Source organism: Pseudomonas sp. TWR3-1-1 (assembly GCF_049896545.1).
Classification (GTDB): Bacteria; Pseudomonadota; Gammaproteobacteria; order Pseudomonadales; family Pseudomonadaceae; genus Aquipseudomonas; species Aquipseudomonas weihenstephanensis.
In genome coordinates this window covers 424,545-442,490 of the sequence record NZ_JAFCUO010000002.1, presented here as the reverse complement: position 1 = coordinate 442,490, position 17,946 = coordinate 424,545, and the positions used below count along the sequence as shown (strand labels likewise).

General features: G+C 59.3%; 19 protein-coding genes. 11 read left to right on the top strand and 8 right to left on the bottom strand.

Annotated features, from left to right (window positions below; all coding sequences use genetic code 11):
- Nucleotides 1-127: 127 nt before the first annotated feature.
- The 9 genes from coxB to ACP7A4_RS07540 all read left to right on the top strand — a co-directional run bounded on the left by coxB (nucleotide 128) and on the right by ACP7A4_RS07540 (nucleotide 8,345).
- Nucleotides 128-1,255, top strand: coding sequence for a cytochrome c oxidase subunit II (coxB, locus tag ACP7A4_RS07580; protein ID WP_048363887.1), 1,128 nt, complete (start codon nucleotides 128-130; stop codon nucleotides 1,253-1,255).
- A gap of 34 nt (nucleotides 1,256-1,289) precedes the next feature.
- On the top strand, nucleotides 1,290-2,882 hold the full coding sequence (gene ctaD, locus ACP7A4_RS07575; protein ID WP_048402066.1) for a cytochrome c oxidase subunit I: 1,593 nt from the start codon (nucleotides 1,290-1,292) through the stop codon (nucleotides 2,880-2,882).
- A 68-nt stretch (nucleotides 2,883-2,950) separates the two neighbouring features.
- Nucleotides 2,951-3,520, top strand: a complete 570-nt coding sequence (locus ACP7A4_RS07570; protein ID WP_048363889.1) for a cytochrome c oxidase assembly protein — start codon at nucleotides 2,951-2,953, stop codon at nucleotides 3,518-3,520.
- 12 nt (nucleotides 3,521-3,532) lie between these two features.
- Complete coding sequence (locus ACP7A4_RS07565; RefSeq protein WP_059765846.1) at nucleotides 3,533-4,420, top strand: cytochrome c oxidase subunit 3; 888 nt, start codon at nucleotides 3,533-3,535, stop codon at nucleotides 4,418-4,420.
- Nucleotides 4,421-4,430: 10 nt separating this feature from the next.
- Nucleotides 4,431-5,168: an SURF1 family protein gene (locus tag ACP7A4_RS07560; RefSeq protein ID WP_426246228.1), complete on the top strand. Its 738-nt coding sequence runs from the start codon at nucleotides 4,431-4,433 to the stop codon at nucleotides 5,166-5,168.
- Nucleotides 5,143-5,736, top strand: coding sequence for a hypothetical protein (locus ACP7A4_RS07555; protein ID WP_048363892.1), 594 nt, complete (start codon nucleotides 5,143-5,145; stop codon nucleotides 5,734-5,736). The genes ACP7A4_RS07560 and ACP7A4_RS07555 overlap by 26 nt, the downstream gene beginning before the upstream one ends.
- Nucleotides 5,737-5,746: 10 nt before the next feature.
- Nucleotides 5,747-6,817 carry a COX15/CtaA family protein gene (locus ACP7A4_RS07550; RefSeq protein ID WP_426246227.1) on the top strand — a complete coding sequence of 357 codons (1,071 nt, stop codon included), beginning with the start codon at nucleotides 5,747-5,749 and terminating at the stop codon, nucleotides 6,815-6,817.
- Nucleotides 6,814-7,713: a heme o synthase gene (gene cyoE, locus ACP7A4_RS07545; RefSeq protein WP_059765836.1), complete on the top strand. Its 900-nt coding sequence runs from the start codon at nucleotides 6,814-6,816 to the stop codon at nucleotides 7,711-7,713. Before ACP7A4_RS07550 ends, cyoE begins: the two co-directional genes overlap by 4 nt.
- A complete protein-coding gene (locus tag ACP7A4_RS07540) occupies nucleotides 7,710-8,345 on the top strand; it encodes an SCO family protein (RefSeq protein ID WP_203302057.1) in 636 nt (211 codons plus the stop codon). The genes cyoE and ACP7A4_RS07540 overlap by 4 nt, the downstream gene beginning before the upstream one ends.
- A gap of 94 nt (nucleotides 8,346-8,439) precedes the next feature.
- Here ACP7A4_RS07540 and ACP7A4_RS07535 read toward each other — a convergent pair whose 3' ends face one another.
- The 3 genes from ACP7A4_RS07535 to ACP7A4_RS07525 all read right to left on the bottom strand — a co-directional run bounded on the left by ACP7A4_RS07535 (nucleotide 8,440) and on the right by ACP7A4_RS07525 (nucleotide 10,975).
- A complete protein-coding gene (locus ACP7A4_RS07535; protein WP_059765830.1) occupies nucleotides 8,440-9,210 on the bottom strand; it encodes a MetQ/NlpA family ABC transporter substrate-binding protein in 771 nt (256 codons plus the stop codon).
- Nucleotides 9,211-9,293: 83 nt separating this feature from the next.
- Complete coding sequence (locus ACP7A4_RS07530) at nucleotides 9,294-9,968, bottom strand: methionine ABC transporter permease (protein WP_203302056.1); 675 nt, start codon at nucleotides 9,966-9,968, stop codon at nucleotides 9,294-9,296.
- Nucleotides 9,968-10,975 carry a methionine ABC transporter ATP-binding protein gene (locus ACP7A4_RS07525; RefSeq protein ID WP_048363898.1) on the bottom strand — a complete coding sequence of 336 codons (1,008 nt, stop codon included), beginning with the start codon at nucleotides 10,973-10,975 and terminating at the stop codon, nucleotides 9,968-9,970. The genes ACP7A4_RS07530 and ACP7A4_RS07525 overlap by 1 nt, the downstream gene beginning before the upstream one ends.
- A 200-nt stretch (nucleotides 10,976-11,175) precedes the next feature.
- On the opposite strand from ACP7A4_RS07525, the gene katE reads away from it, so the two are divergent.
- Nucleotides 11,176-13,368: a catalase HPII gene (gene katE / locus ACP7A4_RS07520; RefSeq protein ID WP_082706854.1), complete on the top strand. Its 2,193-nt coding sequence runs from the start codon at nucleotides 11,176-11,178 to the stop codon at nucleotides 13,366-13,368.
- Between the two features lie 90 nt (nucleotides 13,369-13,458).
- Here the strand turns inward: katE and ACP7A4_RS07515 are convergent, their stop codons facing one another.
- From ACP7A4_RS07515 to ACP7A4_RS07500, 4 genes are read right to left on the bottom strand one after another with little or no spacing between them, the layout of a single operon-like run.
- Nucleotides 13,459-14,175 carry a PA5502 family lipoprotein gene (locus tag ACP7A4_RS07515; protein WP_203302055.1) on the bottom strand — a complete coding sequence of 239 codons (717 nt, stop codon included), beginning with the start codon at nucleotides 14,173-14,175 and terminating at the stop codon, nucleotides 13,459-13,461.
- Nucleotides 14,176-14,212: 37 nt separating this feature from the next.
- Nucleotides 14,213-15,001, bottom strand: coding sequence for a zinc ABC transporter permease subunit ZnuB (gene znuB / locus ACP7A4_RS07510; protein ID WP_059765820.1), 789 nt, complete (start codon nucleotides 14,999-15,001; stop codon nucleotides 14,213-14,215).
- Complete coding sequence (gene znuC, locus ACP7A4_RS07505) at nucleotides 14,994-15,782, bottom strand: zinc ABC transporter ATP-binding protein ZnuC (RefSeq protein ID WP_048402058.1); 789 nt, start codon at nucleotides 15,780-15,782, stop codon at nucleotides 14,994-14,996. Before znuC ends, znuB begins: the two co-directional genes overlap by 8 nt.
- Nucleotides 15,782-16,264: a Fur family transcriptional regulator gene (locus ACP7A4_RS07500; RefSeq protein ID WP_048363903.1), complete on the bottom strand. Its 483-nt coding sequence runs from the start codon at nucleotides 16,262-16,264 to the stop codon at nucleotides 15,782-15,784. The genes znuC and ACP7A4_RS07500 overlap by 1 nt, the downstream gene beginning before the upstream one ends.
- A 66-nt stretch (nucleotides 16,265-16,330) precedes the next feature.
- Here ACP7A4_RS07500 and ACP7A4_RS07495 point away from each other — a divergent pair, with 66 nt between their 5' ends.
- Entirely contained in the window at nucleotides 16,331-17,251 is a 921-nt protein-coding gene (locus tag ACP7A4_RS07495; RefSeq protein WP_048364281.1) for a zinc ABC transporter substrate-binding protein, read from the top strand.
- Between the two features lie 91 nt (nucleotides 17,252-17,342).
- Here ACP7A4_RS07495 and ACP7A4_RS07490 read toward each other — a convergent pair whose 3' ends face one another.
- Nucleotides 17,343-17,849 carry a transporter substrate-binding domain-containing protein gene (locus ACP7A4_RS07490; protein ID WP_426246222.1) on the bottom strand — a complete coding sequence of 169 codons (507 nt, stop codon included), beginning with the start codon at nucleotides 17,847-17,849 and terminating at the stop codon, nucleotides 17,343-17,345.
- Nucleotides 17,850-17,946 lie beyond the last annotated feature (97 nt).

The window sequence follows — 17,946 nt, the reverse complement described above, 5'->3', positions numbered from 1 at the left end:
TTCTGATGATGCCCGACTGCCTGAGCAGGCGAGGCTCGGCGGTCAAGGTTCACTGGTTTGAAAACCGCCCCCTTGTAACGCAGGTACACACCGGCGCAATAACAAGAAAAATAAAGGGGAACCCGCAATGAAGCGACATCCACATCTATGGATGGGCCTGTTGTTGTGGTCTGTTTTCAATCAGGCGCATGCCGCCTGGACCGTGAACATGACGCCCGGTGCGACTGAAGTCAGCCATGCGGTGTTCAACCTGCACATGACCATTTTCTGGATCTGTGTGGTCATCGGCATTTTGGTCTTCGGTGCCATGTTCTGGTCGATGATTGTTCATCGTCGCTCCACGGGGCAGGAACCGGCCAAGTTCCATGAGAGCACCACGGTTGAAATCCTCTGGACGGTCGTGCCTTTGCTCATCCTGGTGGCAATGGCGGTGCCGGCCACCAAAACCCTGATCAACATCTACGACAGCAGTGAATCGGATGTCGACATCCAGATCACGGGCTACCAGTGGAAGTGGCATTACAAATACCTGGGCCAGGACGTCGAGTTCTTCAGCAATCTGGCCACCCCCGCCGATCAAATCCACAACAAAGCCCCCAAGGATGAGCATTACCTGCTCGAAGTGGATGAGCCGCTGGTGTTGCCGATTGGCGCCAAGGTGCGCTTTCTGGTGACCTCTGCCGATGTTATCCACTCCTGGTGGGTGCCAGCCTTCGCGGTCAAACGTGACGCCATACCGGGTTTTATCAACGAAGCCTGGACCCGCGTCGAAAAACCCGGCGTCTACCGTGGCCAGTGCGCCGAGTTGTGCGGCAAGGACCACGGTTTCATGCCGATTGTGGTCGACGTTAAAACCCGGCCCGATTACGACGCCTGGCTCGCGGAGCGCAAGGCTCAGGCTGCGCAACTCAAGGAATTGACCAGTAAAGACTGGACCCGCGAGGAACTGATCGCCCGTGGCGACAAGGTCTATCACACCGCCTGTGTGGCGTGTCACCAGGCTGAAGGCCAGGGCTTGCCGCCGATGTTCCCGGCGCTTAAAGGCTCGCCGATTGCCACCGGCCCTATTGAAGACCACTTGCACCGTGTGTTTTTCGGCAAGCCCGGCACCGCAATGGCCGCGTTCGGCAAGCAACTGTCAGAAGTCGACATGGCGGCGGTCGTGACCTACGAGCGCAACGCGTGGGGTAACAACAAAGGCGACATGGTCACCCCTAAAGACGTGCTCGCGCTGAAACAGGCGCAAGGCAAATGAGCGGTTCATTGATGTGCGCGCAAGGAGTCAGAACATGAGTGCTGTTATTGATGACCACGGGCCTGCACACGACGACCATGCTCATGGCCCCGCCAAAGGCCTGATGCGCTGGGTGTTGACCACCAACCACAAAGACATCGGCACGTTGTACCTGTGGTTCAGCTTCTGCATGTTTTTACTCGGTGGCTCGTTCGCGATGGTCATTCGTGCCGAACTGTTTCAACCGGGATTGCAGATCGTCGAACCGGCCTTTTTCAACCAGATGACCACCATGCACGGGCTGATCATGGTGTTTGGCGCCGTGATGCCTGCCTTTGTCGGGTTGGCCAACTGGATGATTCCGCTGATGATCGGTGCGCCGGACATGGCGCTGCCGCGCATGAACAACTTCAGTTTCTGGTTGCTGCCCGCCGCGTTTTTGTTGCTGGTATCGACCTTGTTCATGGCCGGTGGCGGGCCGAACTTCGGGTGGACCTTCTACGCTCCGTTGTCCACCACGTACGCACCCGAGAGCGTGACGTATTTCATTTTTGCCATCCATTTGATGGGTATCAGTTCCATCATGGGCGCGATCAACGTCATTGCTACCATCCTCAACCTGCGTGCGCCCGGCATGACCCTGATGAAAATGCCGTTGTTCGTCTGGACCTGGCTGATCACCGCGTTCTTGCTGATCGCCGTGATGCCCGTGCTGGCCGGGGTGGTGACGATGATGCTGATGGACATCCACTTTGGCACCAGTTTTTTCAGCGCTGCGGGGGGCGGAGACCCGGTGCTGTTCCAGCATGTGTTCTGGTTCTTCGGGCACCCCGAGGTGTACATCATGATCCTGCCGGCCTTCGGCGCTGTCAGTGCGATCATCCCGACCTTTTCGCGCAAGCCTCTGTTTGGCTACACCTCGATGGTTTATGCCACGGCAAGCATCGCTTTCTTGTCCTTTATCGTGTGGGCGCACCACATGTTCGTGGTCGGCATTCCACTGGTGGGCGAGCTGTTCTTTATGTACGCCACGTTGCTGATCGCGGTGCCGACCGGGGTCAAGGTGTTCAACTGGGCCAGCACCATGTGGCAAGGCTCGCTGACGTTTGAGACGCCGATGCTGTTCGCGGTGGCGTTTGTGATCCTGTTCACCATCGGCGGGTTTTCCGGGTTGATGCTGGCCATTGCGCCCGCTGACTTCCAGTACCACGACACCTACTTTGTCGTGGCGCATTTCCACTACGTACTGGTGCCAGGTGCGATCTTCGGCATCTTCGCTTCGACCTATTACTGGTTGCCGAAATGGACCGGCCACATGTACGACGAAACCCTCGGCAAGCTGCATTTCTGGTTGTCGTTTGTGGGCATGAACCTGACCTTCTTTCCGATGCACTTTGTGGGATTGGCTGGAATGCCGAGACGGATTCCTGACTACAACCTGCAATTCGCGGACTTCAACATGGTGTCGTCGATCGGTGGGTTTATGTTCGGCACCACGCAGCTGTTGTTTCTGTTCATTGTCATCAAATGCATACGCGGCGGGCCTAAAGCGCCGGCCAAGCCGTGGGACGGGGCTGAAGGTTTGGAGTGGAGCGTGCCTTCGCCCGCCCCGTATCACACCTTTACGACTCCGCCAGACATCAGGTGAACCGCTGGCCCTCACCCACCCTCTGCCGGTGGGAGAGGGTTGAGGTTTTATAGGCAACAGGAGCGTCTATGGCCGACTCAACATCCATCAAGCGTCTCGTTATCCGCCTGTCATTGATGGTGGTGGTGATGTTTGCCTTCGGCTTTGCCCTGGTGCCGATCTACGACGTGATGTGCCGCGCATTTGGCATCAACGGTAAAACCGCCGGGCAGTACGAAGGCGAGCAAGTGGTCGACACCCGCCGTCAGGTGCGGGTGCAGTTTTTGGCCACCAATAATCTGGGCATGGTGTGGGAGTTTTACCCCAAGGGCGAACAGTTGGTGGTCAACCCCGGCGGCGTCTACGAGATGGTGTTTGTGGCGTCCAACCCCTCCGACCATCCGATGTCAGCGCAAGCGGTGCCGAGCATCTCACCGGCGCAAGCGGCGCAGTATTTTCACAAGACCGAGTGTTTTTGCTTCACCCAACAAGTGCTGCAACCGGGGCAGCGCATTGAAATGCCGATGCGCTTTATCGTCGACCGCGACCTGCCCAAGGACGTGAAGCACCTGACGCTGGCCTACACGCTGTTCGATATCACCGCGCGCCAACCGCCCGTCGCTGCTGCTGGCAATGACGTCGCCCGGCCAGCCCGATAAGGAGAACGCTCCATGGCAACCCCTGATCACTACTACGTCCCGGCTCAAAGCAAGTGGCCGATCATTGCCACCATCGGCCTGTTGGTGACGGTCTGCGGCCTGGCCACATGGTTCAACGACCTCAAGGCCACGCGCCCCGAGTCCCATGGCCCGTTGATTTTCTTCGTCGGCAGTCTGCTGGTGGCTTACATGATGGTTGGCTGGTTCGGGGCGGTGATCAAAGAAAGCCGCGCCGGGCTGTACAGCCCACAGCTGGACCGCTCGTTTCGCTGGGGCATGACCTGGTTTATTTTTTCGGAAGTGATGTTTTTTGCCGCCTTCTTTGGCGCGCTGTTTTATGTGCGTAACTTTTCGGGCCCCTGGTTGGGCGGCGAAGGCAGCAAGGCGGTGGCGCATATGCTGTGGCCCAATTTCCAGTTCGCCTGGCCGCTGTTGCACAGCCCCGATCCGGTCCTCTACCCCGCGCCCAAAGACATCATCAACCCGTGGGGCTTGCCGCTGCTCAATACGGTGCTGCTGGTCAGTTCCAGCGTGACCCTGACCCTCGCTCATCACGCGTTGAACAAAGGCCAGCGCGGCGCATTGAAAGTGTGGCTGGGCCTGACGGTGCTGTTGGGGATCGCGTTTTTGGGCTTTCAGGCCGAGGAATATATCCACGCCTATCAAGAGCTGGGGCTGACGCTGGGTTCGGGGGTATATGGCGCGACGTTCTTTATGCTCACGGGTTTTCACGGCGCTCACGTGACCATCGGCACCCTGATTTTGCTGGTGATGCTGATTCGCATTGTGCGCGGGCATTTTAATGCCGAGCACCAGTTCGGATTCCAGGCGGCAAGCTGGTACTGGCACTTTGTAGATGCGGTGTGGGTGGCGTTGTTCCTGTTTGTTTACGTGTTGTAAGCGGCCGATCATGACGGTCTTTCGCCCAGGTCTGGTGCCCACGTTGGTGGTGGCTGTGCTGTTGCCCATGTTGGTGTTGCTGGGGTTTTGGCAACTCCAGCGCGCAGAGCAAAAGCGCCAGTTGCTCGACACCTATGCCCAGCACCGCAACGCTGCACCGCTCAGCGTGGAGCAATTGCTGAACAGCCCTGAGCCGGCGTTTCGACGGGTGCAATTGCGCGGTCATCTAGATGCGCAACACAGCCTGTTGCTGGACAACCGCATACGGGACGGCAAGGTCGGTGTAGAGCTGTTGCAACCGTTTCAGGACCTGGCCAGCGGTCAATGGCTGTTGCTCAATCGTGGCTGGATCGAGTGGCCGAGTCGGCGTACACCGCCTGTGTTCAGCACCCCCGATCAACTGCTGGAACTTGAAGGCTGGGTGTATGAATCACCCGGTGCGCCGTTCCAGTTGCACGCCGACCCGACGCAAGCCGACTGGCCACGCCTGATAACCGCCGTATTCCCGGCCAGGTTGTGGGCCGAATTGGGACGATCAGGCAGTGCAGATGAAATTCGTATTCAGCCAGGGCCTGTGGCGTATCAAGCCGACTGGTCGGTGATTGCCACGGGCATGGGCCCGGAAAAACACACTGCCTATGCCGTGCAATGGTTCGCCATGGCGTTGGCCCTTTGCGGTCTTTATCTGTACCTCGGTTGGCATAACGCGCAGGAGAAACGCCATGGGAACGGCCATCAATCCGCCTGATACGGCTCGCACTCAGGCATCTGCTTCACGGCGGCGCGGGCGATTGCAACTGCTTCTTATCCTGTTGCTGACCCTTGGCCCGATGGTATTGGCCACGGGTATGTACAAGCTCAAGTTCTGGGTGCCCGACAGCCGCAGCTATCACGGTGAAATGATTGGCAATGGTCAGGGCCGCGCCGCCCTGGGTGTGCAAACGCAGGAGTCACGCTGGCAATTGCTGGTGACGGCGCCGCGCACCTGCGCTGTGGACTGCCAGCAACTGGTGTACCTGGCGCGACAGATTCAAGTGGGGCTGGGGCGCGATGCCTCACGCGCGACCCATGCGTTGGCAATGGCCCAACCGCTGGCGGATGACTACGCGGCCCTGCTGCAACGTGAATACCCGCAACTTCAGCGCTACCCGCTGGACCTGCCGAGTTATACACAGGGCGCGCAAGGCAATGGCGCCGCGCAACTGTGGATCATCGACCCTCACGGCAATTTAGTGCTGCGCTACGACCCACGGGTGAAAGGCAAGGACGTGCTCAACGACCTGCGCCACCTGTTGAAACTGTCCAACATCGGATAGGAATACCGCCATGGCCAAAGCCGGATTTCGCCTCGCGTTGTTTGCCACCTTGCTGGCGCTGGTGGTGGTATTGCTCGGTGCTTACACCCGTCTGACCCACGCAGGCCTGGGTTGCCCGGACTGGCCCGGATGCTATGGCTTTATCAGCGTGCCCAACACGGATGCGCAGTTGGCCCATGCCGAGCTGCACTTTCCAGACACCCCCGTGCACGTCGAAAAAGGCTGGAGTGAGATGGTGCATCGCTATTTTGCGGGCACCTTGGCGTTAGTGATTGCCCTGCTGGCGGCGCGTGCCTGGCGCCAACGGCATGTGGCCGACCAGCCACTCAAGTTACCGATGTTCATTCTAGTGGTGGTGCTGGCGCAGGCTGCGTTTGGCATGTGGACGGTCACCCTCAAGCTGTGGCCGCAGGTGGTGACGGGGCACTTACTCGGCGGTTTTGCGACCCTGAGCCTGCTGTTTTTACTGACGTTGCGTTTGTCCGGCGTGTTGCCCGCCCTCGCCGTGCCTCGGCGTTTACAGCGCTGGGCAACGGCCGGGCTGGTGTTGGCCATTGTGCAAATCGCACTGGGCGGCTGGGTCAGTTCCAATTACGCGGCGGTGGCCTGCGTCGACTTGCCGACCTGCCACGGTCAGTGGTGGCCAGACGCCGACTTTGCAAACGGTTTTCATCTTACGCAACACATTGGTCCCAATTACTTGGGCGGCCAGTTGGACAGCGATGCACGTACCGCGATTCATCTCACCCATCGCCTGGGCGCACTGTTACTGACGCTGGTACTGCTGGGGCTGGCCTGGCAATTACGCCGCGTGGGCATGACGCGTCTGGCGGGGTTGCTGCTGTCAGCGCTGGCGCTCCAGATCTGCCTGGGCCTGAGTAATGTGCTGTTCGGTTTGCCGCTGGCCGTCGCAGTGGCACATAACGCGGGTGGTGCAGCGTTGCTGCTGACGCTGGTGCTGGTTAATTACCACGCGCGCACGGCGCTGGTCAGGGTTAAAGCTCCACGTCTGGCCCGTTGGCGTTTCAGCCCCCGGCGTCCGGCCCCCAGCCCCATCCTGCTCAAAGGAGAACTGCCATGACGACCTTGCTTGGCGAACGGCCGCGTCAGGCGTTGTGGCGTGATTATCTGGAGCTGACCAAGCCCAAGGTGGTGGTGTTGATGCTCATCACCTCGCTGGTGGGCATGTTTCTCGCCACGCGCGCAGGTGTGCCGTGGACGGTGCTGGTGTTCGGCAACCTGGGCATCGGCTTGTGCGCTGGCGGCGCAGCGGCCGTTAACCATGTGGTGGACCGGCGCATTGATGCGCTGATGGCGCGCACTCAGCAGCGCCCGCTGGCGCAGGGGCGCGTGTCTGCTGCGTCGGCGCTGGCGTTTGCCCTGTTGCTGGCGGTCTGTGGGCTGGCGTTGTTACTGGTGTTCACCAACGCACTGGCGGCCTGGCTGACGCTGGCGTCTTTGCTGGGCTATGCGGTGATCTACACCGGCTTTCTCAAGCGCGCCACGCCGCAGAACATTGTGATTGGCGGGCTGGCCGGGGCTGCGCCGCCGCTGTTGGGTTGGGTTGCCGTGACCGGGCATATCAGTGCCGAACCGCTGCTGCTGGTGTTGATCATCTTTGCCTGGACCCCGCCGCACTTTTGGGCGCTGGCCATTCACCGCAAGGCTGAATATGCCAAGGCCGACATCCCGATGCTGCCCGTGACCCACGGCGAGCACTACACCAAAGTCCACATCCTGCTGTACACCTGCGTGCTGCTGGCGGTGAGCTTGCTGCCGTTTGTGATCCACATGAGCGGCGTGCTCTACCTGGCCTGTGCACTGGGGTTGGGCGCACGCTTTCTGCATTGGGCGTGGGTGCTGTACCGTGGCACCCTGCCGCACGCCGCGATCAACACCTTCAAGTACTCTATTTGCTACCTGTTTGCGTTGTTCATCGCGCTGCTTGTCGACCACTACTTAGTGTTGAACCTATGACTAAAACTCAAAAAACCGTCTATATCCTCGTTGCGCTGGTGGCATTGGTCATGGGCCTGACGTTTAACAAAATCATGTCGGGCCAAGGTCAGGCCGACAACACCACGCTGATCGATGCGGGGATCATCTTGCTGCCGCAGAGTCGCCAACTGCCGGACGTGAAAATGACCAACCAGGACGGCCAGCCGGTGGTGATGAATGAGCTGAAAGACAAGTGGAGCCTGCTGTTCTTTGGCTACACCTTCTGCCCGGACATCTGCCCGACCACCCTGGCCCAGCTGCGTCAGATCAAAAGTGAATTGCCTAAAGAGGTGCAGGACAAACTGCAAATCGTGCTGGTCAGCGTCGACCCCAATCGCGATACGCCGCAGCAGCTCAAACAGTACCTGGGCTACTTCGACCCGCAGTTTGTGGGCCTGACACCCGGCTCCATTGAGGCGCTGCAAACGTTGGCCAACGCGGTGAGCATCCCGTTTATTCCGGCGGACACCAGCAAGCCGAACTACACGGTCGATCACAGCGGCAATTTGGCGCTGATTGGCCCGGACGGCACCCAGCGAGGTTTCATCCGCGCACCGTTCAACAACCAAAAGATGGTTGCCCAGTTGCCGGGGTTGGTTGAGAGGAAGTAAGTGGGGGGGACAAAATTTTCTGTAGGCGCTGGCGCAGGCTGCGAGCTTTTAAAATCAACTGCTCGCAGCCTGCACCCGCTTTTAGGGGCAGTGCTTAGAACGCCGGGACGATGGCGCCTTTGTATTTCTCAAGAATGAAGGCTTTCACTTCAGGCGTGTGCAGTGCGGCAACCAGCTTTTTCATGTCTGCCGAGTCTTTGTCGTCCGGGCGAGCCACCAAAATGTTCACGTAAGGCGAGTCGCTGCCTTCGATCACCAGCGCGTCTTTTTCCGGGTTCAGCTTGGCTTCCAGCGCGTAGTTGGTGTTGATCAGCGCCAGGTCAACCTGGGTCAGCACGCGCGGGATGGTGGCGGCTTCCAGTTCGCGGAACTTCAGGTTTTTCGGGTTTTCGGTGATGTCTTTGATGGTGGACAGAATGTTGGTCGAGTCTTTGAGCTTGATCAGGCCCGCCTTGTCCAGCAGCAACAGCGCACGGCCGCCGTTGGTGGCATCGTTGGGGATCACCACGTTAGCGCCGCTTGGCAGCTCGTCCAGCTTCTTGTGTTTGGCGGAGTAAGCACCCAGTGGCTCAAGGTGAACACTGGCCACGCTGACCAGTTGCGTGCCTTTGGCCTTGTTGAATTCATCCAGGTACGGCTGATGCTGGAAGAAGTTGGCGTCCAGGCGTTTTTCGGCCACTTGTACGTTTGGCTGGATGTAGTCAGTGAACACCTTGACCTTCAAGTCCACGCCTTCTTTGGCCAGCGCGGGTTTCACAAACTCCAGAATCTCGGCGTGCGGCACCGGCGAAGCCGCCACGGTCAACGTGTCGGCCTGTGCCGAAAACGCCGCTACAGCGGCCACAGCAGCAAATAACTTCTTCATTCAGCAACTCCTTGTGAACACCTGTCTTCAGGTGCCTGCCAGCCGCGAAGCTGGCGGTTACGTTTATTAACGAGAGGTCGCGCTTACTTGCGCGAAAAGTGCACCACCAGCCGATCGCCAACGGTTTGCAGAATTTGCACCAGAATCAGCAACAGCACCACCGTGACAATCATCACGTCAGGTTGAAAGCGCTGGTATCCGAAGCGGATGGCCAAGTCGCCCAAGCCACCTGCGCCGACAACGCCTGCCATCGCGGTGTAGCCCACCAGCGTGATGGCGGTCACCGTAATCGCAGCAAAGATGCCGGGGCGTGCTTCGGGCAACAACGCATTGGTAATGATCTGACGCGTGTTGGCGCCCATTGCCTGAGTGGCTTCGATGATGCCGCGGTCCACTTCACGAAAGGCCGTTTCAACCAGCCGCGCAAAGAACGGCGTGGCGCCCACCACCAGTGGCGGAATCGCGCCTGCCACACCCAGTGAGGTGCCGGTAATCAGCACGGTGAACGGGATCATGACCACCAGCAAAATGATGAACGGCAGCGAGCGCAGAATGTTCACCACAAACGACAGGCCTGCATACAGGGTCTTTTGTTCGAGCAACTGGCGCGGGCTGCACAGGAACAACAGGATGCCCAGCGGCAAACCGAGCAGCACCGTGAACAGCAGCGAGCCGCCGAGCATGACCATGGTGTCGCCCGTGGCCAGCCAGATTTCGTACCAGTCGATATTAGAGAAGAAGCTCAAGAGGGTTTCCATTAGCGCAGCACCTCCATATGGACGTCGGCGGCGGTGAAGCGCGCGAAAGCAGCGTCCATGTCGCCACCGGTGATGGCGAGGGTCAGTTGCCCATAAGGGGTGTCTTTGATGCGGTCGATGCGGCCAGCCAGGATGCTGTAGTCCACACCGGTTTCACGGGCGATGGTGCCCAGCAAAGGTGCGTAGGTAGCTTCGCCCTGGAAGGTCAGGCGCACGATGCGGCCTGGCACGTGAGCGAAGTCGTCGCGCTGTTCGCTTTCGTCGACTTGCTCGTCTTCCTGCACAAAACGCCGGGTGGTCGGGTGCTTGGGGTGCAAGAACACATCGGCCACCGGGCCTTGCTCCACGATCTTGCCCGCATCCATGACCGCGACCACATCACACACGCGACGAATCACGTCCATCTCGTGGGTGATCAGGACGATGGTCAACTTCAACTCGCGGTTGATTTCGGCCAGCAATTGCAGCACCGAGGCCGTGGTTTGCGGGTCGAGGGCGCTGGTGGCTTCGTCACACAGCAGCACTTTGGGCTTGGTGGCCAGGGCGCGGGCAATCCCCACCCGTTGTTTTTGGCCGCCCGAGAGTTGCGCCGGGTACTTTTTGGCGTGGTCAGCCAGGCCGACACGGGCCAGCAGTTCAGCGACGCGCTGCTCGATCTCACTGCGCGACAGTTCGCCAGCCAGCGTCAGCGGCAGCGCCACGTTGTCAGCCACCGTCTTGGAGGCCAGCAGGTTGAAGTGCTGGAAGATCATGCCCACCTGCTGACGGAAACGGCGCAGGCCGTTGGCGTCCATCGCAGTGACGTCTTCGTTGTCGACGATGATCTGGCCACCGCTCGGTGTTTCGAGGCGGTTGATCAGGCGCAGCAATGTACTTTTGCCCGCGCCGGAGTGGCCAATCAGGCCAAACACCTGGCCGCTCTCGACACGCAAACTGGTGGAGTGCAGCGCGGGAATGTCCTTACCGGCGACCCGGTAAGTTTTATGAACGTTATGAAACTCAATCACGTAGCGAACCTTGTGGGGCGCGTAAAAAGAAGATCAGCGGTAAGCCGGGCGCGCATTTTAGCCTGTCCGTATAGAGGTTCTTAGCATTTATTTGTGCGCGAACCTTTGATTTGGCAATAAGACGATCAAAGGTCAGAAAAAAGGAACGCTGCCAAGGGCCGCCAGTCACTAGTGGAGCAACTCACTTCCCGTCTCGGGACATTTGTCTACAAAGCCCGGCCAATGGGGCTTTTGCCAACAAGGAGTTTAGTCTGATGAGCAGCAAAAAACCGTCTTCGAACAAGAGCCAGATGGCCGGAACCGACACCTTGGATCGTGGCAACACGAACGTCAAACTCGACAGCCTCCAACCTTTTAGGGATGACGCGACCGATCAAGCGCTGCGCACCAACCAGGGGGTGAAGATTGCAGACAATCAAAACACCCTCAAAGTGGGCGCCAGAGGCCCTTCGTTGCTGGAAGACTTCATCATGCGCGAGAAGATCACGCATTTTGACCATGAGCGCATTCCTGAGCGCATCGTGCATGCCCGTGGCACCGGCGCACATGGCTACTTTCAGACCTACGAAGCGCATTCGGCGTTGACCAAAGCAGGATTCCTGCAAGATCCGAGCAAAAAGACGCCTGTATTTGTGCGTTTTTCGACCGTGCAGGGGCCGCGCGGCTCCGGCGATACCGTGCGTGATGTCCGCGGGTTTGCTGTGAAGTTTTTCACCGACGAAGGCAACTTCGACCTGGTCGGCAACAATATGCCGGTGTTCTTCATTCAGGATGCGATCAAGTTTCCTGACTTTGTACATGCCGTAAAGCCTGAGCCGCATAACGAGATTCCTACAGGCGGTTCGGCGCATGACACCTTCTGGGACTTTGTGTCGCTGGTGCCAGAGTCTGCGCACATGGTGATTTGGGCGATGTCTGACCGCGCCATTCCCAAAAGCCTGCGCAGCATGCAGGGCTTCGGCGTCCATACCTTTCGGCTGATCAATGCCGAGGGTACGTCCAATTTCGTCAAATTCCATTGGCGCCCCAGCGCGGGCACGTGTTCGCTGGTGTGGGATGAAGCGCAAAAACTCGCAGGCAAAGACACCGACTTCCATCGCCGCGACCTATGGGACTCGATTGAAGTCGGCGATTACCCGGAATGGGAGTTGGGGGTACAGATCATTAGCGAGGCGGACGAGCATAAGTTCGAGTTCGACATCCTCGACCCTACCAAGTTGATCCCCGAAGAGTTGGTGCCGATCACCCCGCTGGGCAAGATGGTGCTCAACCGCAACCCCGACAATTACTTTGCCGAGACCGAGCAGGTCGCCTTCTGCCCCGGTCATATCGTGCCGGGGATCGACTTTTCCAACGACCCGTTGCTGCAAGGTCGACTGTTTTCCTACACCGATACGCAGATCAGCCGTCTGGGCGGGCCCAACTTTCATGAGATACCCATTAATCGCCCGGTAGCGCCCTTCCATAACAACCAGCGCGATGCGCAGCATCGCAGCACGATTCATACCGGTCGGGCGTCTTACGAGCCGAACTCCATTGATGGTGGCTGGCCGAAAGAAACACCGCCGGCTGCACGCGATGGGGGGTTTGAAAGCTACCCGGAACGCATTGATGCGAACAAAATTCGCCAGCGCAGCGACTCGTTCAGCGATCATTTTTCGCAAGCGCGGCTGTTTTTCCACAGCATGAGCAAGCATGAACAAGAGCACATCATCTCGGCGTACAGCTTTGAGTTGGGCAAGGTCGAGCGCGAGCACATTCGGGCACGCCAAGTGAATGAGATTCTGGCCAACATTGATCTTGAGCTGGCCAAGCGTGTGGCTGACAACCTCGGGCTGCCTGCACCCAAGGCGGGCACGGTCGCAGCACGCAAAACCAGCCTCAGTCAGTCGCCCGCGTTGAGCCAGGCCAACTTGTTGCCGGGCAATATCAAAACCCGAAAAGTGGCGATTCTGGCGGCCAACGGTGTTGATGGTGCGGCGATTGAGGCCATCAAACAGGCGCTGGCGGCAGAAGGCGCGCACGCCAAATTACTGGGGCCGACTTCGGCGCCCGTGAAAACGGCCGATGGCAAGTTGTTGCCTGTGGATGCGTCGATGGAAGGTTTGCCTTCGGTGGCGTTTGACGCGGTGTATGTGCCGGGCGGTGCGGCCTCAATCAAGGCGCTCAGCGGCGACGGGGTGGCTTTGCATTATGTGCTGGAAGCCTACAAGCACTTGAAGGCGATTGCCTTGCACGGCGAAGCCAGCCAGCTCCTGGACGTGCTGCATGTGCAGGCGGACGAAGGGTTGTTGGTGCTCAAGGACGCCAAGGACGTTAAAGCGTTCTTTGCCGCCATTGGCCAGCATCGGGTATGGGCGCGGGAGCCGAAGGCTAAGGCGATTCCGGCGTGATGTAGCACTTTTTAACGGAGGGGGCAGGCTGCGATCCATCAAAAGATCGCAACCTGCGGCCACCCGCAGGCACTGTGGGGGCGCGCGGATTTAGGGTTTGCTGGGGATCAGCACCATTTGCGCCGGTACGTGGCGCACGATCTGGCGTTCAAGCTTGAGGTCGAAATCCGGGTTGAGCTTTTTAACGCGTTTGCTGATCAGCGTGGCCAGCCAAGGGTAGTCAGCCGTGCGCGGCACCTGCAAGGTGACGCCACATTGGTAGTTGACGATATCCTGCGCGATCAAGTCCAGTTGATGGCGAAGTTTCTTAATATCGGCGATGTTCAACGCCACCGTGGTGCTTTCGGCGGCGGGGTCGATGACTTTGGCCGGTGGGCGCGCTTCGGCAGCCTTGAGGGCGGCTTCGGCTTTGTCCAGTTCGGCCTTGCGTGCATGGGCAATGGCACTGTTGACGCCGCTGGTCAGTGCAGGCGCCTTGGGCATCAAGGTGCGGGCACGGCTGAGCGCCGTGGCGGCTGCATTCACATCGCCCTTTTGCAGGAAGATCTGGCTGCGTTGCAAGTAGGCTTCAGCCAATTGGCGCTGGTACTGCACCCACTGCGGGTCGTCCGGGGTTTGGGCTTGCAAGGTCGCCAATTCGTCTTCGGCGGTGGCAAGTTCGCTGCTGGCCAGGTTTTGCTCCAGCTGAGCGATGGCCGCAGCACGTTGTTGCTGCGCGATCTGGTCGGCAGTCGGTGTGCTTTGGCAAGCACCCAGCAGCACACAAAATGCGGCCAGGAGCATATATCGATAGTTGAACAGCTTCATTCCTGCGGCTCTCTAAGTGCGCAAAAAACGAGCAAGTCTACACCCCTCGACGGGGCAGAACAAAACTCAGCAGAAACAGTGCAGCGGCACACACCACAATTGACGGCCCGGCGGGTGTGTCTTTGAACCATGACAACGCCAGGCCACCACACACGGCCACCATCCCCAGTAAACTGGCGCCCAACGCCATCTGTTCAGGTGAACGGGCGTGACGTTGTGCAGCGGCCGCCGGGATGATCAGCAGCGAGGTAATCAACAGCACCCCGACGATTTTCATCGCGACCGCAATCACGACGGCAATCAACAGCATCAGGGTCATGCGCAATGCGGCAACGGGCAAGCCTTCAACGGTGGCCAGCTCCTCGTGCACTGTAATGGCCAGCAGCGGTCGCCACAATGCGACCAATAGCGCCAGTACGGCGGCGCTGCCGCCGATGATCCACATCAAGTCTGTGGGGCTGATCGCCAGCAGGTCGCCAAACAGGTAGGCCATGAGGTCGATCCGCACTTCATGCATGAAGCTTAGTACGACCAGCCCGAGGGACAAGGTGCTGGGTGCGAGAATTCCGAGCAGTGTGTCGGAAGCCAGTGGCTGACGTTGTTGCAACGTAACCAGCAAGATGGCCAACAGCAGGCAACCGACGGTGACGGCAATGGTGGGGCTGATGTCCAGCAAAAAGCCCAGGGCGACGCCCAGTAGGGCGGCATGGGACAACGTGTCGCCGAAGTAGGCCATGCGTCGCCACACCACGAATGAACCCAGGGGGCCTGCGACCACAGCCAACGCCAAACCTGCCAGCAGGGCGTAAAACAGAAAATCAGCCATGCTTGCAGCCTTCTCCATGAACGTGTGCCGGTGCCGGTGCGGCACCTTCGTTGACCACCGAGCCATGCAAGTCATGGGCGTGGTCGTGATGGTGGTGATAAATCGCCAGGCTTTGTGCGTTTTTGCCGAATAGCTCAACGAAAGCTGGGTCGCCGCTGACCTGTTCCGGGTGGCCCGAGCAGCAGACATGGCGGTTGAGGCACACCACCTGGTCGGTGGTGCTCATGACCAGATGCAGGTCGTGAGACACCATTAACACGCCGCAGCCATGACGATCACGCAGGCGGGTGATGAGCGCATACAACTCCGACTGGCCTGCTACGTCGACGCCTTGCACCGGTTCGTCGAGCACCAGCAGTTCGGGTTTGCGCAACAAGGCCCGGGCCAGCAGGACACGCTGCATCTCGCCACCCGAGACACTTTGCACCGGGCTATCGATGACCTTCTCGGCACCCACTTCTTTGAGTGCGTCCAAGGCTTGATCGCGATCAACGCCGGGCACCAGTCGCAAAAAACGCAGCACCGACAAGGGCAGCGTCGGGTCAACGTGCAGCTTTTGCGGCATATAACCCACGCGCAGTTTGGGTTTGCGCCATACGCTACCGCTCGTCGGTTTCAGCAAGCCGAGCACCGCCTTGACCAATGTGGTTTTACCGGCGCCGTTGGGGCCAATCAGGGTCACGATCTGGCCCGGCTCAACCGTCAGCTCGATATTGTCCAGCACGTTTTGCCCGGAGTACGTCACGGTGACGTGTTCAAGACGAATCAACGCAGTGCTCATCAGGCCTCCCGGCAACCCGAACAAAGCCCGACCACTTCGACGGTCTGGCCTTCGACAGTAAAGCCGACATCGCGTGCGCTGTTGACGATGGCGTCACTGATGGACTTTTGTTCAAGCTCAATGGCCGCGTGGCAGGTGCGGCAAATCAGGAATTGACCCTGATGCGGGTGCTCAGGATGGCTGCACCCCACAAACGCATTGAGCGACGAAATACGATGCACCAGGCCGTTTTCCAGCAGGAAGTCCAGTGCCCGATAAACGGTCGGCGGCGCGGCGCGGCGCCCGTCCTGTTCGCTGAGCACGGCCAGAATGTCATAGGCGCCCAGCGGTTTGTGGCTCTGCCACACCAGTTCCAGGACACGTTTGCGCAGCGCGGTCAGGCGCAGGCCCTTTTGCGCGCACAAGGTATCGGCCTCGCTGAGGGCGCTGTGAACGCAATGGGAATGGTCGTGAGGACGGCTGGCAAGCGGCGTAATAGGCATGGGCGGCGACGATCTTTGAGAGAGACGTTATTATGTTACCCGTTTCAACCACTCTGAGTGCTCATCGTGTCTCGTCTTTTTTCGATTTTTCTTGCTTTCAGTGCCAGTTTTCTGGTGATTGGCCCGGTTCAAGCGGACGTTAACGTGCTGACCAGCATCAAGCCTCTGCAATTGATTGCCGCGGCTGTACAGGACGGTGTGGGCCAGCCCGAAGTGCTGCTGCCACCCAATGCATCGCCCCACAGCTTTGCGCTGCGCCCCTCCGACGTACGGCGGGTGCAGTCCGCAGACCTGCTGTACTGGATTGGCCCGGACATGGAAGGGTTCTTGCCGCGGGTGCTGACGGGGCGTGCCGCGCCTTCGGTATCTGTGCAGACCTTGCCGGGTCTCAAACTGCGCCATTTTGCTGAAGACAGTCATTCGCATGATGAGGATGCGGCCGAGCATGATCACGATCATCGCCCCGGCACCCTGGATGCCCACCTGTGGCTGGCGCCAGACAACGCCCGGGTCATCGCTGCAAAAATGGCCGCGGACCTCAGCGCGATAGACGCGCCGAACGCGGCCCGATACCAGCGCAACCTGAAAGCGTTCAATGAGCGCCTTGACGCATTGGATGCCCGCCTGAAAGCGCGTCTGGCCGGGATCGCCGACAAGCCGTTCTTCGTCTTCCACGAAGGGTATGACTACTTCGAAAGCACTTACGGCCTCAAGCATGCGGGCGTGTTCAGTGTGGCGTCCGAAGTACAGCCGGGTGCGCAGCACGTGGCGGCCATGCGCAAACGTCTGGAGGAAGTGGGCAAGACGTGCGTGTTCAGTGAACCGCCCTTGCGTCCGCGTTTGGCTGAAACCCTGACGGCCGGGATGCCGGTCAAACTGGCAGAGCTGGATGCTTTGGGTGGCTTCACCCCTGCGACGGCCCAAGGGTACGAGCAGTTGCTGGAAAAATTGGGTAACGACTTGGCGAGTTGTCTGGAAAGCCTGTAAGGCGTGTAGACGCAAGCTCACCAGGTTGCCCGTTAACCCCCCCGCTTTCAGGGCATCTGCCTGATGGCGAGGGGGGGTGACTGAGCCACGCCTACGGTTGAGGCGTTTGCGGCCCCAGCCATTTCTGCGACAGGGCCGCTAGCCGGCCATCTGCCTTTATCCGCTGGAGCGCTTTGTCCAGGCTGTTGTGGAACGCCGGGTTGCCTTTCTGAAACGGGATCGCCAATGCCACCACCGGATCGTTAACCGGGTGGATGTAACCGTAAGGCTCACTGAAATCGAACCGATTCTCAAGGTCCGGGGTCAAAGCCATGTGGTTGAGCGCGACATCGTATTTACCGCTCTCAACCCCTTGCAGCAGGTCGTTGCTGTCGGTCACCAGCAGGGAGGCATTCACGTCCAGCTCCTGCGCCAGCAGCTCGCCCAATTCCACTTCAAAGCCGGTCAAGTGCCCGTCCTGTTTGAAGCTGTAGGGCGGCACGTCAGCTTCAAGGGCAATGCGCAGCTCGCCCCGATCGTTAACGTCATCGATTAATTCGGCTTGAGCCAAAGGGCTCACCAGTGGCAATAACAGCATCAGGCCAGGCAAAAGGCGCATGGTCACTCCTTTGAACGGATGCAAGCGATTCGCAATAAGCGCTCACTTTGCTTTATGTTGGTCAACTGCGGGTTGGACAGCGTAGCGACGCGAAGTT